Annotated in this window: 15 protein-coding genes; 8 read left to right on the top strand and 7 right to left on the bottom strand. The window is 64.2% G+C overall.

What is annotated here, in order from left to right:
* The first annotated feature begins 719 nt into the window (after nucleotides 1-719).
* The 3 genes from QZ408_RS10645 to QZ408_RS10655 all read left to right on the top strand — a co-directional run bounded on the left by QZ408_RS10645 (nucleotide 720) and on the right by QZ408_RS10655 (nucleotide 1,548).
* On the top strand, nucleotides 720-845 hold the full coding sequence (locus tag QZ408_RS10645) for a hypothetical protein (protein ID WP_292491438.1): 126 nt from the start codon (nucleotides 720-722) through the stop codon (nucleotides 843-845).
* Between the two features lie 119 nt (nucleotides 846-964).
* Complete coding sequence (locus QZ408_RS10650) at nucleotides 965-1,201, top strand: LSM domain-containing protein (RefSeq protein WP_292491441.1); 237 nt, start codon at nucleotides 965-967, stop codon at nucleotides 1,199-1,201.
* A 5-nt stretch (nucleotides 1,202-1,206) separates the two neighbouring features.
* The gene (locus QZ408_RS10655; protein ID WP_292491443.1) at nucleotides 1,207-1,548 is read left to right on the top strand and encodes an Lrp/AsnC family transcriptional regulator; all 342 of its coding nucleotides are present in this window, start codon (nucleotides 1,207-1,209) and stop codon (nucleotides 1,546-1,548) included.
* A 1,020-nt stretch (nucleotides 1,549-2,568) separates the two neighbouring features.
* Here QZ408_RS10655 and QZ408_RS10660 read toward each other — a convergent pair.
* The 4 genes from QZ408_RS10660 to QZ408_RS10675 are packed head-to-tail and all read right to left on the bottom strand — an operon-like array spanning nucleotide 2,569 to nucleotide 5,796.
* A complete protein-coding gene (locus QZ408_RS10660) occupies nucleotides 2,569-2,988 on the bottom strand; it encodes a hypothetical protein (protein ID WP_292491444.1) in 420 nt (139 codons plus the stop codon).
* Nucleotides 2,978-3,601 carry an ArsR family transcriptional regulator gene (locus QZ408_RS10665; RefSeq protein WP_292491445.1) on the bottom strand — a complete coding sequence of 208 codons (624 nt, stop codon included), beginning with the start codon at nucleotides 3,599-3,601 and terminating at the stop codon, nucleotides 2,978-2,980. Before QZ408_RS10665 ends, QZ408_RS10660 begins: the two co-directional genes overlap by 11 nt.
* Before the next feature lie 35 nt (nucleotides 3,602-3,636).
* The gene (guaB, locus tag QZ408_RS10670) at nucleotides 3,637-5,103 is read right to left on the bottom strand and encodes an IMP dehydrogenase (RefSeq protein WP_292491446.1); all 1,467 of its coding nucleotides are present in this window, start codon (nucleotides 5,101-5,103) and stop codon (nucleotides 3,637-3,639) included.
* A gap of 3 nt (nucleotides 5,104-5,106) precedes the next feature.
* The gene (locus QZ408_RS10675; RefSeq protein WP_292491448.1) at nucleotides 5,107-5,796 is read right to left on the bottom strand and encodes a (5-formylfuran-3-yl)methyl phosphate synthase; all 690 of its coding nucleotides are present in this window, start codon (nucleotides 5,794-5,796) and stop codon (nucleotides 5,107-5,109) included.
* Nucleotides 5,797-5,840: 44 nt separating this feature from the next.
* On the opposite strand from QZ408_RS10675, the gene QZ408_RS10680 reads away from it, so the two are divergent.
* Both QZ408_RS10680 and tmk read left to right on the top strand, forming a co-directional pair.
* Nucleotides 5,841-6,521 carry a HisA/HisF-related TIM barrel protein gene (locus tag QZ408_RS10680; RefSeq protein ID WP_292491449.1) on the top strand — a complete coding sequence of 227 codons (681 nt, stop codon included), beginning with the start codon at nucleotides 5,841-5,843 and terminating at the stop codon, nucleotides 6,519-6,521.
* Nucleotides 6,515-7,132 (top strand): dTMP kinase, encoded by a 618-nt coding sequence (gene tmk / locus QZ408_RS10685; RefSeq protein ID WP_292491451.1) that lies wholly within the window; start codon nucleotides 6,515-6,517, stop codon nucleotides 7,130-7,132. Before QZ408_RS10680 ends, tmk begins: the two co-directional genes overlap by 7 nt.
* Here the strand turns inward: tmk and QZ408_RS10690 are convergent.
* A complete protein-coding gene (locus QZ408_RS10690) occupies nucleotides 7,089-9,680 on the bottom strand; it encodes a valine--tRNA ligase (protein WP_292491452.1) in 2,592 nt (863 codons plus the stop codon). The genes tmk and QZ408_RS10690 overlap by 44 nt on opposite strands.
* A gap of 183 nt (nucleotides 9,681-9,863) precedes the next feature.
* On the opposite strand from QZ408_RS10690, the gene QZ408_RS10695 reads away from it, so the two are divergent.
* A complete protein-coding gene (locus QZ408_RS10695; RefSeq protein ID WP_292491453.1) occupies nucleotides 9,864-11,060 on the top strand; it encodes a DUF92 domain-containing protein in 1,197 nt (398 codons plus the stop codon).
* A 126-nt stretch (nucleotides 11,061-11,186) separates the two neighbouring features.
* Here QZ408_RS10695 and QZ408_RS10700 read toward each other — a convergent pair whose 3' ends face one another.
* Nucleotides 11,187-12,014 (bottom strand): hypothetical protein, encoded by an 828-nt coding sequence (locus QZ408_RS10700; protein ID WP_292491454.1) that lies wholly within the window; start codon nucleotides 12,012-12,014, stop codon nucleotides 11,187-11,189.
* 2 nt (nucleotides 12,015-12,016) lie between these two features.
* Nucleotides 12,017-12,607: a pyruvate kinase alpha/beta domain-containing protein gene (locus QZ408_RS10705; protein ID WP_292491455.1), complete on the bottom strand. Its 591-nt coding sequence runs from the start codon at nucleotides 12,605-12,607 to the stop codon at nucleotides 12,017-12,019.
* Between the two features lie 248 nt (nucleotides 12,608-12,855).
* On the opposite strand from QZ408_RS10705, the gene QZ408_RS10710 reads away from it, so the two are divergent.
* Together QZ408_RS10710 and QZ408_RS10715 are read left to right on the top strand one after the other, a co-directional pair.
* On the top strand, nucleotides 12,856-14,025 hold the full coding sequence (locus tag QZ408_RS10710; RefSeq protein WP_292491457.1) for a redox-regulated ATPase YchF: 1,170 nt from the start codon (nucleotides 12,856-12,858) through the stop codon (nucleotides 14,023-14,025).
* Between the two features lie 100 nt (nucleotides 14,026-14,125).
* Nucleotides 14,126-14,446: a hypothetical protein gene (locus tag QZ408_RS10715; protein WP_292491458.1), complete on the top strand. Its 321-nt coding sequence runs from the start codon at nucleotides 14,126-14,128 to the stop codon at nucleotides 14,444-14,446.
* Nucleotides 14,447-14,606: the final 160 nt, after the last annotated feature.

Consider the following 14,606-nt stretch of genomic DNA (forward strand, 5'->3'; position numbering starts at 1 on the left):
CAGACCATATCTGGCCTTTGCCCCATCCGCCACAGAGCGCTCCCCTCTGTCCCCCACCCCGCCCGCGCTGCGCCCAGGTGGCATACCCATACGCTTTTCCGGCACCCCCCCCCCGTCCGCCCGCCCCCACCCGGGACGGGGCAGTGCGTGGCGACAAAGCCCTATCCGGTTCTCCTCCGGATCTCCCCGTGGAGTAGACCGTGGGGATATCGCCATGGGGAGGGGCCGGGAGGGGTTTCCCCTTCCCGCAGGTGTGAACTCATACGTTCTTCTCCGGCACCCCCACTCCGCCCGGCCTTCGGCCTCCTCCCCGCCCCTCCCGGGGCGAGGGCAGTCATGGCGATACCCGGTGGGAAGCCGTGTCCGGCTCATCTTCCGGATCTCCCCGTGCAGTGGACCGTGGTGGCTATCGCCATGGGGAGGGGACCGGGGAGGGGTTTCCCCTTCCGCAGGCGGGTGCCCATGCGTTCCTCCTCAAAGCCCCCGCCCCCCGGAGGGGGGGCAGTGTGTGGGGATACCCGGGACAAGCCGTCTCCCGGGATGCAAACCGCCGGTCAGTGTGTAACACGATCGAGGATCTCCTCTGTTGAGAGTGCCGGCAATTGAGAATCGTTGCACCAGTGGATGGGGATAACAATAGAGCCTCACACGAAGGGCGCGAAGCCTTGATGGGGAGTTGCAACCCATCTACCGAGCTTCGCGAACTTCCGCGACTTCGCGTGAGCTACTTGATGCGGATAGCAATACGGCCTCTCGCGAAGAGCCGCGAAGCCGCGAAGTCCGGTGTCCGGGTGCTGCTCACTCCATGTTACGTCGTCGCACGAGGCTGCATTGCTCGATGTTGAACGTCAAAAATGAGTGAAGTACTGCGGAGGGGGTACACCCGAAACTCCGTACGGCGGCGATCGGGGGGCCGGCCACCCGGCAGAAACTTTAATGCGTGAATATAACCATATAAGAACAGATGGTTAACGGCATTGTACTCCCCGTAAAGAAGGTTTTTTCACTCGTTGACTCGAAAATCGTCGTTGAGATCAAAGATGACGGCAGGAAACTCCAGGGTCGGCTCGTTGCGGTGGACGAACACCTGAACCTGCATATGGACGAGACCACCGAGTATACCGGTGATCAGAGGGGCCGCACCCTCGGGACCGTCGTCATACGAGGCAATAATATCCTGACCATTGCACCCCTGCTCTGATAGCCATGTCCGACCAGGAGGAAGAAGCACTCAAGGTTATCCAATCCCATCGCCAGGGGGTCCTCCAGAGCGAGCTCTGGAAACTCCTCGAGATTGACAGCAGGAAGTGCTCAAGGATCGTGAAGCGGCTGCTGGATGCCGGGTTGATCGAGCGCGTCGAGTTCCGCAGCGACGGCATCAAGACGTACCTTTTGCGGGCGAAGAAACGGGCGATCGACCCCTGCGTCATCCTTGCAGGAGGGGAGATCCTCCCGTGCATCGGCTGCGACCAGGAATGCATCCCGGAAGAGTGCGCGCTCCTCCTTGACTGGATGTACCAGCTGGCTCTTGACGAGTACCAGGGGTGACCCGCTCCGGCGGGAGGCCTCGCCCCGTCTCCTTTTTGATGTTCTCCGGGCTTGACGCCCCGGTACTTCGCTGGCGTTTTGAGTCTGGCCACGGAGGAGCCAGGCTGTTGCACCGATTCCAGACGAACAGACCATATCTGGCCTTCATCCCATCCCACCCATAGTGCTCCTCTCCGTCCTCCCACCTGACCGCCTTCAGCCTCCTCCCCCTCCTCAGTAGGAGCGGGGACAGTGCCCGGGCGTATAGCCGGGGTGAGCCGTGCCCCGGGAGCGGTCTTCGCGCTGGTTTCCTGGGGAGGGGAGTGCGAGTCCTGACCCGGTTCGACCCCGGGATCTCCCCGGACGGTGGACGGTGGGGTGTCGCCCCACGGGTGGGTACCCGTATGTTCCTCTCTGACGGATACTCGTATGTCCCTCTCCGGCACCCCGCACCCCGCCCGCGCTTCACCCGGGTGGCATACCCATACGCTTCTCTGGCACCCCCTACCCCGCCCGTGCTGCGCGCTCCTCTCCCGCCCCTCCCGGGGGCGGGGCAGTCATGGCGATACCCGGGGAAGGCCGTGCCAGGGATGGTGCTGATGCCGGTTTCCCGGAGGGGGGATGAGGTTCAGGAGTTAGCCAAAATCCGGCTCTTTGCCCTGGATCTCCCCGTGCACTGGACCGTGGTGGGTATCGCCACGGGGGTGGGGGCCGGGAGGGGGAACCCTCCCCGGGGGTGGTTTCCCCTGTATGGAGGTTTCCCCCCCCCGGCGGGGTGCCCCGTACGTTCCTCCCTGAAAGCCCCGCCCCGGCGTATATCCGGGAAAAGCCATCCCCGGGAATGCAAGTTCCCGGGCAGCGAGAAAAAAGATCAATACTCTCCTCTGTTGATAGTGCTGGCAGCTGCGAATCGATGCACTATCGACGTTCCTTCATGAAGACCGGTCTTTCGGTGTTGCCAGCCCCGGTTCTGGCGTCGCGCGAAACCGTCTCGCCGGGTATAAAAGAGAAGAGGCCGGGCCGCGCATCCGGCCTGCTGGTTCAGGGCCGGACTCTCTCGCCCGGGGTGCTCTTCTTACGGCAGACGGCATCGATGACGCCGTGCTGCACGTTGTAGAAACTGTGCGGGACGTCGATCTCGCAGTCGAGATCGATGACCGTCTCCTCGTCGCCCCCGGTGCAGAGGGTCACGGACTCCCTCTGGAACGTGACGTAGGGGGCGCCCTGTGCCCGGGCGTCCACCGCTGCGGTGATGTAGATGCAGTCGTCCCCCTCGACCACCTCAAACCCGGCCTCTTCATCCCCGTCCCCGGACGGGTCGAGGTAGGGCGCCCCCTCGGGAACCCCGCTGATGATGGTGAACCCGATGATCTTCGGGTCCTGGAGAGGCATCTCGCCCAGGATCTTCTCCATCAGCCGCGCGATATTCTTAAACATCTCGTCGTATGGGTTACTCGCCATGTGTACCACGTATCTGGTATCGATCGTTGATCCGCTCGACAACCCCCATATACATGAGGCTGCCCAGTCTCTGTTTCAGCTCATCCGTGGACAGGCTGCTCACTTCCTCGAGTTCCGCGAGCGTCAGGTCGGCGTGGGAGAGGGCGAGGACGATCTCCAGATCCCCGTCGTCGGTGGTGAACCCCCCCCTCATGCGCACGACCTCGGCGAACCTCGATTCGATCTCCCGCTCCAGTTGTTCGAGGTTGTCCAGGAGCTCGTCGCGAGCCAGGATCATCCTCCTGAGCGCCGAGAGGTTCCTCGTAAACCTTGCTCTCTGGTCCTCTTCAACGGAGGGAAGCGTAATTCCGTCCTGCTTCTGCAGGTTTACGATGACATTGATGTCATGCGAGAGGTAGTAATACTTTCGCCTGCGCTCGTCCTGGCACGAGATGAGGAGTTCCTCGCGCTCCATCATCTGCAGGTGTTCTATCACCGCTTTCGGACTGAGCACCAGGCGCTCGGAGATCTCGGTCACAAAACACGGTTTCTGCCTCAGCAGTTCTATTATTCGCCGCCTGTTCCGGTTTCCCAGGATATCAAGGAGACGGGAAACCTCATCCCCCTCAAGCATGTTTACTAATCGTTAGTGATTTGAATATAAAAAGATTATTCAAGGAGGCGGTAGTTCGGCGCCTCGTCGGTGATCATGATATTGTGCGGGTGGCTCTCGCCGTAGCCGGCGGGCGTGATCCTGAGGAACCTGCCGTTCTTCTTCAGGTCACCTATCGTCTTTGACCCCGTGTAGCCCATCGCGGACTTCAGGCCGCCGACGAGCTGGTAGATGACGTCCGAGACCCGGCCGACGTAGGGGGTGACCCCCTCGACACCCTCGGGGACGAACTTGGTCCTCCCGATCTCCTTCTTCTGGAAGTAGCGGTCGCTTGACTCCCCGCCGCTCATGACACCGAGTGATCCCATCCCCCGGTACTGCTTGTAACGCCGGCCCTTGATCGTCGTAATCCTCCCCGGCGCTTCGTCGGTGCCGGCAAAGAGGCTGCCCGCCATGATGCTGTCCGCGCCCGCGGCGATCGCCTTCGCGATATCCCCCGAGTAGCGGATACCCCCGTCGGCGATCACCGGCACGCCGGCCCCGTGCGCCACCTCGGCGACGTTTGCTATCGCAGAGACCTGCGGCACGCCCACACCCGCGACGATCCTCGTTGTGCAGATGGAGCCCGGCCCGATGCCCACCTTCAGCCCGTCGACGGAGTCGACCAGGGCTCTCGCCGCCTGCTTTGTCGCGATGTTTCCCGCCACGACATCGACGGCGACGCTCGCCTTGATCTCCCTGACCGCGTTTACGACGTTCATGTTGTGGCCGTGAGCGCAGTCCACCACCAGGGCGTCGACGCCCGCCTCGACAAGCAGCATGGCCCGGTTGAAGTCGAAGGGCCCCACCGCGGCGGCGACCCTGAGTTTCCCGTTCGCATCGCGGTTCGCGCGGGGATACTGCCGTTTCTCGAGGATGTCCCGCATCGTGATGATGCCGACGAGGCATCCCTCTCCGTCCACGACCGGAAGACGTTCGACCTTGTTTGCATACATGGTCTCAAGCGCACTCTCGGCCGTGACGTCTTCGGACGCCGTGATCAGTTTCCTCGTCATGTACTCCGTGATCTTCGCCTCGCCGCGCTTCGGCAGGATCGCCCTGATATCCCTGCGGCTGACGATCCCGATCACCCTGCCCTCCTCGACGACGGGCACACCCCCGATACCGTACTGCTTCATGACCCGTTCCACATCGGTGACCGTGGAATCCGGGCCGACCGCCACGACCTCGCGCTCGATGAGGTCCTCGGCCTGTTTGACGATCCGGACCTCCGCGACCTCGCGGTCCGGCGGCATATTCCGGTGGATGACCCCGATGCCACCCTCCCGGGCCATCGTTATCGCCATCCCCGACTCGGTCACCGTATCCATGGCGGCGCTCACGAGGGGGATATTCAGGGAGATGTTGCGCGAGAACCGCGACCTGACGTCGGCCTCGTCGGGCTCGACCCAGGATTCGGCGGGCTCAAGCAGCACATCGTCAAACGTAAACGTTGTCTCCATCTGCATCTTCTCGATATACATACGTCACCTGAGCATCATCATTGCTTTTTCGACCAGCTCGGCCCTGATCGTGGCGGATCGATCGCCCCCGCAGACCATCCCCCGGACGCCGATGATCTCGGGATTGATGCGCTTTAAGGCATCCAGATCCTCGAACTTCAGCGAACCGGCAAGGGCCGTCTGCAGCCCGAGATCCCGGTTCTGTTCGGTGAACCGGGTCAGCGCCTCCTCATCCATGAACTCAAAGAGGCTCTTCCCATCCTTTATGCCGGTGTCGATCATGGCGGCGTCTGCCCCGGCATCCGCGACCAGCGGACTGATGGCGAACGGGGAGATCGTGCCCATCCTCTGAAAATCGGCGTAGGCGGCGATGACGACGTGTTTCCCGGGAAACTCCTGCTTCACCGCCGTGGTCACCGCCCCGATGACCTCGCGGGCACGGTCGGTGCCGTCGAACATCAGGCCGACCTTGATAAAATCAGCACCTGCGTGGGCGGCGCCGTAGGCCGAGAGAGCCGCAGTCCCTGGCTTATACTCATTGTCTCCGATTGCAGCACTGACAGGCTTGTTGCCGGCGAGGGTCTTGATCTCCCGGATGATCCAGGGAAAATTCGCCCCAAGGGAGCCCTCGGAGGGTTTCTTTACATCGATAATGTCAGCGGAAAGCGAGCTTCTTGCCTCCTCAATGCTGCTCGGACTGACGAGTAATTGCATAGAAATTAATGATCCTTCACCCTAATAGTGATTGCGTTGAGGACATGGAACTGATTCTTGCAGTCGATCTGGCGGGAGGTCTTGTTGTGCACGGAAGATCGGGCGACCGCGCCGGCTACCATCCCCTGACATGGGGGCTTGCCCCGTCGGCCGAGCCGGAGGCCTACGTCTCCGCCCTCCGGCCCCGGTATCTCTACATCGCGGACCTCGAGAGCATCCAGGGCCAAACCCCGCAGGACGATCTCGTCCGGCGCTGCGCCGCCCTGGTCGAACGGTGCTACCTCGACCGGGGCGTCCGGTCGCCTGCCGACTGCACGGCGGTCACCGGGGTGACGCCGGTCGTCGGCACCGAGACGGCGGCGAGAGCGTTTGAAGACCTCGCGGCCTACCGGGCCGGCTACCTCAGCATCGACGTCAAAGGAGGCCGGGTTCTCCCCTGGGGCATCCGGCCGGAAGAGGTGCTCCGCCGTGCGTCGGGGCTCTCGTTTGAGGGGTGCATCATCCTCAACATCGGCGCCGTGGGGACAGAGCGGGGCCTCGTCCGGGAAGACCTCGAGGGGATGCGGGCGTGCTATCCTGGTCGCCTCCTCTACGGGGGCGGCGTCGCCGGGACGGACGACATCCACCTCCTCGCCGACGCCGGGTTCGATGGGGCGATCGTTGCGACCGCCGTCCACCACGGCACGGTGCCGCTCGAATGGGTCCGGAGGGGGCACCCGTGCTGATCACCATCGAGGGGATCGACGGGAGCGGCAAGAGCACGCTTCTCGCCCGCCTCCGGGAGCTGATTGCCGACCTCGACCCCCTCTTCACCCGCGAGCCCGGGGCGACCTGGGTGGGGGAGTCCGTGCGCCGGGCGGTCGCCGAGCGGATGGACCCGATCACCGAGGCGCTGCTCTTCTGCGCCGACCACGCCGCGCACATCGATACGGTGATCCGGCCCGCGCTCGATGCCGGTCGGCTCGTCGTCTCCGACCGCTACTCCGACTCCCGGTTCGCCTACCAGCCCGTCGTCCTCGACGGCGTCCTCCCCGACCCGCTCCTCTGGCTCCGCCGGATCCACGATGGGTGGTCGATCCGGCCGGACCGGACGTTCCTGCTGGTCCTGCCGGTCGAGGACGCCGTCGCGAGGCTTGACCCTGAAAAGAAGAGGGAGTATTTCGAGAACGCCGGGATCCTCGCGCGTGTGCAGGAGAACTATCTGGACCTTGCGGCGTCCGACCCCGCACGGTTTGTCGTCGTCGACGCGCTGCTCGGAAAAGAGGAGGTCGCCCGGTTCATCGCCGACGAGATCAGGACGAATGTCCGATCGTCACGACAACGTCCCCGAGCGTGAGGACATCCACCTCTTCGCCTGCCACCCGGTAGGCGACCTTCGGCGTGAAGGAGCCGGGCGGCACCGGGATCTCCGCACCATCGACGGTGACGGTCGCGGGCGGGTTTTTGAGCAGCTCCGGCGGGAGCGCCCGGACGGCCTCCATGAACCCACGGGCCTGCTTCCTGAGCGCCGGGCCGATGATTGCCATATTGAAGTCCACGCCGTCTGCGACCTCTTCGAGCCGGGGGGTGCCGGTGCACCACCGGGCGTCGGCGGCGAGCGCACGACCAGCGTCGCCGGCGTCGTCGACCGGCTCCGGCGCGTAGACCGTCACGTGGCCGAGCGGCGCGTTCAGGGCCATGCCCCGGTCGTGCTTGTAGCGCCGGAGTTCGGCGACCGTCTTCACGAGGAGGTCGCCGTGGCGCCGCGCTTCGTCGTCAGCGTAGGCAAAGTCGGGCCAGGCCTCTTTGTGCACGCTCCTTCCGGTCAGGGTATGGTAGCACTCCTCGGCGAAGTGCGGTATGATCGGGGCGAGGAGGCGGCAGAGGACGTCCATGGTCGTCCGGAGTGCGCTCGCGGCGCTCGCCCTGCCGTCCTCCTCCGCGTACAGGCGGCCCTTTGCGATCTCGATGTAGTCATCGGCGAGGGTGTTCCAGGCAAACTCCCGGATCGCCCTGAGCGCCCGGTCGAACTGGTAGCCTTCCATCGCGGCGGTGGCTTCCAGAACGGTATCGGAGAGCCGGACGAGGAGCCACCGGTCGATGAGTTCCGTCACCGGCGCCGCCGGATCGGTCTCCCGTTCCAGGTGCCCCATGACGAACCTGAAGATGTTCCAGAGTTTGGTCTGGAACCTTGATGCGGCGATGACGTCGTTCCAGTTGAACATGATGTCTGAGCCGATCGCCGCGCCTCCGGCACCCCACTGCCTGAGCGCGTCCGCCCCGTACTTCCCGGCGACCTCCTCGGGGGAGATGATGTTGTTCCTGCTCTTGCTCATCTTGAACCCGTCGTCCCCGAGCACCATGCCGTTGACGAGGATCTGGTCCCAGGGATGGCTGCCGACCAGGGCTTTTGACCGGAGGATCGTGTAGAACGCCCATGTCCGTATGATGTCGTGCCCCTGGGGGCGCAGCTGCGCCGGGAAGAGCGGCGGTCTGCCGCTCCCGTCCCACCCGGTGACATGGAGCGCCGATATCGACGAGTCCATCCAGGTGTCGAGCACATCCTTCTCGCCGGTGAACCGGGTGCCGCCGCACCGCGGGCAGGGGGCTCTGGGCGTGTCGGCCGTCGGGTCGACCGGGAGGTCCTCCACGGCCGGAAGGATCATCTCGCCGCAGGTGTCGCAGAACCAGACCGGGATCGGCGTCGCGAAGATCCGCTGCCGGGATATGCACCAGTCCCACTCCATCGACTCCGCCCAGTTCTCGAGCCGGGTGAACATATGCCCCGGCAGCCAGGTGATCTTCCGGGCCGCTTCAAGGATCTCGTCCTGGTGGACCCGGACAAACCACTGGCGCTCCGAGAGGATCTCGATCGGGGTCTTGCACCGCCAGCAGGTTCCCACCCGCTGCTCGAGCTCTTCCTGGCGCTTCAGGATCCCCGCCTCGTCCATATCCCGGAGGATCGCCTGCCTGCAGGCATCCGACGACATCCCGGCGTAGGGGCCCGCTACAGCGGTCATGACGCCCTGCCGGTCGATTGCCTTCCGAAGGTCCAGATCGTGCTGCTTCCACCAGTAGACGTCCGTCTTGTCCCCGAACGTACAGATCATCACCGCGCCGCTGCCGAAGCCCGGATCGACCGCGACGTCCTCGATGACCGGCACACGGTGCCCGAAGATGGGGACCGCGAGCGTCTTCCCCTTCATACCGCGATACCGCTCGTCGTCGGGGTGGACCGCCACAGCGACGCAGGCCGCGAGGAGTTCGGGCCGGGTGGTGGCGATCTCGATGCCGTCGAAGTCGAAGTAGTTGAGCGTGGTCGTGCGGGGGGCGTAGTTGACCTCGGCGAACGCGATGGCCGTCTCGCACCGGGTGCAGAAGTTCACCGGATGCTCGCTCTGGTAGATGTCGCCGGCTTTGAGCATCTGCAGGAACGATGCCTGGGTCTTTTTGTAGTACTCCGGGAGCATGGTGACGTACTCGTGGCTCCAGTCGGTGGAGAACCCGAGTCGTCGCATGGTCGCCCGCATCTTCTCGATGTTCGAAAGCGTGAGGTCGCGGCACATCTCCCGGAACTTATCCCGCGGTACGTCGTTTTTGGTGATCCCGTAGGTTTCCTCGACCTTCACCTCGGTGGGGAGGCCGTGGCAATCCCACCCCTGCGGGAACATGACGTTGAAGCCGCGCATACGCTTGTATCGCGCGACAAAGTCGATGTAGAACCAGTTTAAGGCGTTCCCGATATGGAAGTTGCCGGTGGGGTACGGCGGCGGCGTATCGATGATGAACCGGGGTTTCGTTGAATCGGGATCGAAATAGTTCTCCTCATCCCGCCAGGTATTCTGCCAGCGCCTCTCCACTTCTTCGATATCGTAGTTTTTTGGTAGTTGGTGTGACGGCGACATTTTCAGCGTATGATCTCTCTCGTTCCTGTGAAATATATTGTTCGACGGAGGTTTGGCGTCGCCGGGTGCGCCGTGCCCTATCCGGGCCCGCCGCTCCCGTCAGGGCTTTCACCTCCCGGGAGAGGGAAGAGGGCGGACGTTCGACCCTAAAGGCTTTTTCCCTGCACCGCCAAAGGTATACGAATGACAAAGCCGCTGGGGTTGGTCCTGGCATCGGTGCTCACCCTCGCCTTTATAGGCCTTGCCCCCCTGCTCCAGCCGGCATGGCTGCTCACCCTCCTCCTCATCCCGTTCTCGCTCGTCCTCTTCCTCATCCGGGACACCCGGTACGTCTCGCTCTCGATCATCGCGCTCGCCGCACTCTACGGGCTTGGGTGGCTCTCGACGTTCGTCTTCACCTGCACGCTCGGCATCGTCGTCATCGGCGAGCTCGCCTTCCGGCTCACGGGAGGGAGACCGGCGTCCTACCTCTACCACCTGGCTGCCGCCATCGGCGTATCGCTTGCGGTGATGCTCTACCTCCGGTACAGCGCTCCGCTCGTCGTCGTGATGGGGGTTGTCGCCGCGGTGCTGCTCCGGGCGGTCCTCCGGAACCGGGACGATGCCCTGATGATCGAGGCGCTCGGTGTCGCGATGACCATGTTCCTCTTTGAGGAGATCAACTTCCAGGTCGACCTGACCATCCTCGTCGCCGCGGCCGTGATAGCGTTCGGGTTCGGCTACACCTCTTACCGGTTCCGGGTGGCCGACGTCAGCGGCCTCTTCTCGGGTGCCATGATCGGGATCATCCTCATCGTCTTTGCGGACGTGCGGTGGTTCCTGATCATGCTCACCTTCTTCATCATCGGCGCCGGGGCGACCCGGTACCGCTACGCCGATAAGGAGAGGCTCGGGGTCGCCCAGGAGCACGCGGGTGTGCGCGGCTACTTCAACGTCTTTGCAAACGGCCTCGTGGCAACGGGCGCCGCCATACTCTACGGCGTAACCGGGAACCCGGCGTTTGCGGCGCTCTTCATGGGGAGCGTCGCCTCCGCCGCCGCCGATACCGCCGCAAGCGAGATCGGGGTCACGGGGAAGACGCCCTACCTGATCACGACGCTCCGGCCGGTGCCCCGGGGGACGAACGGGGGGGTGACCCTGCGGGGCGAGGTTGCGGCCGTCGCCGCATCCGCCATCGTCGCCGCCGCCGCCTGGGTGATGGGCGTCGCCGACCCCAGGATGGCCGTCGTCACGGTCGTCGCCGGCTTTGTCGGCACGAACGTCGACAGCCTGGTTGGCGCAACGCTCGAAAACAGCGGCAGAATCGGGAACTCGGGCACGAACCTCACCGCCACGTTCTTTGGCGGGGTTTCGGGGATGCTGATCTATCTCCTGGTATGAGCCGCCGAAGGCGCGCTCCCGGCAATTCTCCGGTGGTGCTGCGGCACGCAACCGATGTTAGAGAACCGGGCCGGGCTCTCGATCCCGACCGCCCCAAACCACGTGGGTGCCCCCGTGAGGCACCCGTCAGTACTTATACCACCGGCCCTTCTCGTCGTACTCTCCCTGCTGTATGCGGATGCCTTCGGCGTGGTTCCGGAAGAAACTCGCCTTGTAAGCGTAGAGGAAGGCCGAGAAGAGCACGATCACGACCGCATAGACGGCCGCGATGATCCATATCCCCTCGGTCCCGATAAGCCCGAGGAGGTCCTGCGGCGTCACCGCCTGGAGTTCGGGGGGGCTCATGCGGGTGAGCGGTTCGAGTTTGTCGACAAGCAGGGCGGAGATGGCGACGAGGCCGGCAAAGCCGATGCCCACGAGGACGACGATGTTTACCAGGTAGAAGATGAGGACGCTGCCGAGGTTGTTCATGACGAACTCGATGCTCCGCCGGATCGACTCAAAGACGTTCGTCTCTTCAAAGACCGCCACGGTGTCGTAGAAGAACGTGAAGAAGACGATCGAGACGAGCACCCCGAAGAGGAGCGGCGCCATACCCGAGGCGGCACCGGCGCCAAGAAGCGCGAGCGGGACCGCGAGCAGGAAGACCGTCAGGACGGCTGCAAAGAAGATGAGCAGCGCGGGCAGGAGTATCCGGAAGTAGTAGGTGCGGCCGGACTGCAGGAACTCCCCGGCGGAGAACGAGTCCTCCCTGATCGTGCCGTAGACCCCGCCGGCTAAAAACGGCATCACGAGGACCTGCAGGAGTGCCAGGGGCTCGGCGTAGAAGGTCCCGCCGTACACGGGGACGACGAGGTCGATGACCCCGAGGGCGCCCATGACGATGCCGACCGACCAGAGGATGGGGTGCTGCCGGAGGAGTCCGGCGGCGCTGGAGAGCGAGTCGAGCGTCATCTTCACCGGACTCTCGGCATGGCGACGATCTCGCGGACCTGCAGGTCGAAGAACGATGCGGTATGCGCCGGGCGGATGACGCAGACGGTATCGGCGCCGCTTATGGTGCCGCCCACCGCGATCACCTCTTCGTCGACGCCGACCACGCCCTGGTCTGCCGCGATGAGGACACACTCCACCGCGACCTTCAGGCCGACCGCAACGACGCGCCGCAGCGCCTCGGCGACCGCCTCGGTGCGCGAACTCCCGCCGAGTCTCGGGGAGCGGGAGATCGCGCGTTCAAGCCCGGAGAGCGCGTGCGTGCCGGTGACGATCGCTACACCCGCTGCCCGGAGGGTCTCCGCCGCCTCCCCGGAAAACTCCCATTCGCCCGGTCTTGAGAAACCGACCACGTGGGTGACGACGATCAGGCGAAGGTCCGTCTCCTTCACGGCATCCTGGAAGGCCAGCGCCGTCCGGCCGCTGGTGCTCGCGACGACGATCTTCCTGACGCCGAGCTCCCGCGCCCTCTCGACGGCGAACCGGGCGGCGTCGGCAGTGTTCTGTGCACCGGGGGCATCGAAGTAGTAGGTATTTCTGGTTACGAAGCCCATGCAGTCATGTTGTTCCCGCTCCTTATTGAATCCCCCGTCCCGGCCCCGGAGGATGATTTTCGGGGAGATGGGGCGGTGTGCGGGATCGCGGTGGGGAGAGCGGACGAGCATCGGCCCGGCGGGGCTGTCGGCTGCAATCTCCCGAACGGCACAATCCGGGCCGCACAATCCGTGAAAGAAGAAGATAAATGGTGCATAACCCAACACTACTCTCAAGCCGAACGGTGCAATATAGATAGGAGTTGCTCATGATCACACTGGCCATTGCAGGAAAACCCAACTGCGGCAAATCGACGTTTTTCAGGGCGGCGACCCTGGCCCAGGTAGAGATCGCCAACTATCCGTTCACGACGATCGACGCCAACCACGGCGTCGCATACGTCAGGACCGCCTGCCCCTGCCGGGAGATGCACGTCCCGTGCGGGAACTGCCTCGACGGGGTCCGGTTCGTCCCCATCGGGCTGATCGACGTGGCGGGCCTCGTGCCCGAGGCGCACAAGGGGAGGGGGCTTGGGAACCAGTTCCTCGACAACCTCCGGCAGGCGGATGCGATCCTCCAGATCGTCGATGCCAGCGGCGGGACGGACGCCGAGGGGAACCCGGTCGGTATCGGATCGCGCGACCCCGTAAAGGACATCGAGTTCCTCCAGTACGAGTTCTCGATGTGGATGTACGGCATTCTCTCGCGCAACTGGGCGAAACTCCAGCGGCAGGCCCAGGCGCGGGACTTCTCCCTCGCCGCCGCGATCGCCGATACCTTTGCCGGCCTCGGGGTGACGCTCGAGCACGTCCGCGACGCCACGGAGGGGGCGGGTGTCGACCTCAGGACTGCCGGGGAGGAGGGCCTCATCCGGTTCTGCCGGGAACTGATGGCGATCAGCAAGCCGATGCTGATCGTCGGGAACAAAGCCGACCTGGCGCCGAAGGAGTGCCTGGACCGGCTCGCGAAGCACGACGTCGTCTTCGCGAGCGCTGCCGGGGAACTCGCGCTCCGGATGGCCGCGGAGGGGAAGTTCATCCGTTACCTCCCCGGGGACCGGAGTTTCACGGCAAACCCGGAGACAAGCCTCAGCGCCGCGCAGCGGGCCGGGCTCGCAAAGGTGGCAGAGTTCATGCAGAGGTTCGACGGCACCGGCGTCCAGCAGGCGCTGGATGCCGCGGTCTTCAACCTCCTTGATATGATCGTCGTCTTCCCGGTCGAGGACGAGCATAAACTCACCGACGGCAAGGGCCGGGTGCTCCCCGATGCCTTCCTCATGAAGCGCGGGTCGACCCCCCGCGACCTCGCCTACCAGGTCCATACCGATATCGGCGAGGGGTTCCTCTACGCCATCGACGCGAAGACCGGGATGCGGGTCAAGGATACCCTCGAACTGAAGACCGGCGACATCATCAAGATCGTCAGCGTCCGGAAGTGAACCCGGCGCCGGGGAGAGGGGCAGGCCCCCTCATCCGTGTCCTCGCGGGAGAATATAAACCGGCAGATTTTAATATCGAATTGAGGAATATCCGATCACCATGAGTGGCGAGGTCTACCAGGCGCAGGTCCTCCGGAACTTCTTCGATACCATCACCGGGACGGACAGGAACCTGACCCGGATCTATATGTGCGTCGTGAGCCTCGCCAAGCTCCGCATGGAGTCTCCCGAGAGGATGGCGTTTCTCGTCGACCAGCTCCGCAAGTCCAAACAGAGACGCGAGCTCTCGGTCGATATCATCGATTATATGTGCGACGCGGCGCGCGACCTCGAACTTGCCACGGTCCAGACCGCGTTCGGCGTAAAAGACATCAACGCGGTCACCGACGAGTTCAGCGCGGTCAGCCTCGACTCGCTCTGACCTTTCAGCCCCGGATCGGCGGATGAACCCTCATGACGAGAGGCGGGACCGTCTCTCTCGCGCGGACACCAGAGGGGCCCGGCGGGCATGGTGCGCCGGCTCGGTGCATTCTGGCGGCATCGGGACCTGAAGCGGACCGCCAACGACCACACAGGTCTTT

This window comes from Methanoculleus sp. 10 (assembly GCF_913757945.1).
Classification (GTDB): Archaea; Halobacteriota; Methanomicrobia; order Methanomicrobiales; family Methanoculleaceae; genus Methanoculleus.

Bases quoted from the DNA above. Each gene is read 5' to 3' on its own strand.
- QZ408_RS10680 (WP_292491449.1), top strand. From the start codon at position 5,841: ATGGAACTGATTCTTGCAGTCGATCTGGCGGGAGGTCTTGTTGTGCAC.
- QZ408_RS10660 (WP_292491444.1), bottom strand. From the start codon at position 2,988: ATGGCGAGTAACCCATACGACGAGATGTTTAAGAATATCGCGCGGCTG.
- QZ408_RS10690 (WP_292491452.1), bottom strand. From the start codon at position 9,680: ATGTCGCCGTCACACCAACTACCAAAAAACTACGATATCGAAGAAGTG.
- QZ408_RS10705 (WP_292491455.1), bottom strand. From the start codon at position 12,607: ATGGGCTTCGTAACCAGAAATACCTACTACTTCGATGCCCCCGGTGCA.
- guaB (WP_292491446.1), bottom strand. From the start codon at position 5,103: ATGTATATCGAGAAGATGCAGATGGAGACAACGTTTACGTTTGACGAT.
- QZ408_RS10700 (WP_292491454.1), bottom strand. From the start codon at position 12,014: ATGACGCTCGACTCGCTCTCCAGCGCCGCCGGACTCCTCCGGCAGCAC.
- QZ408_RS10710 (WP_292491457.1), top strand. From the start codon at position 12,856: ATGATCACACTGGCCATTGCAGGAAAACCCAACTGCGGCAAATCGACG.
- QZ408_RS10655 (WP_292491443.1), top strand. From the start codon at position 1,207: ATGTCCGACCAGGAGGAAGAAGCACTCAAGGTTATCCAATCCCATCGC.
- QZ408_RS10695 (WP_292491453.1), top strand. From the start codon at position 9,864: ATGACAAAGCCGCTGGGGTTGGTCCTGGCATCGGTGCTCACCCTCGCC.
- QZ408_RS10650 (WP_292491441.1), top strand. From the start codon at position 965: ATGGTTAACGGCATTGTACTCCCCGTAAAGAAGGTTTTTTCACTCGTT.
- QZ408_RS10715 (WP_292491458.1), top strand. From the start codon at position 14,126: ATGAGTGGCGAGGTCTACCAGGCGCAGGTCCTCCGGAACTTCTTCGAT.
- QZ408_RS10665 (WP_292491445.1), bottom strand. From the start codon at position 3,601: ATGCTTGAGGGGGATGAGGTTTCCCGTCTCCTTGATATCCTGGGAAAC.
- QZ408_RS10675 (WP_292491448.1), bottom strand. From the start codon at position 5,796: ATGCAATTACTCGTCAGTCCGAGCAGCATTGAGGAGGCAAGAAGCTCG.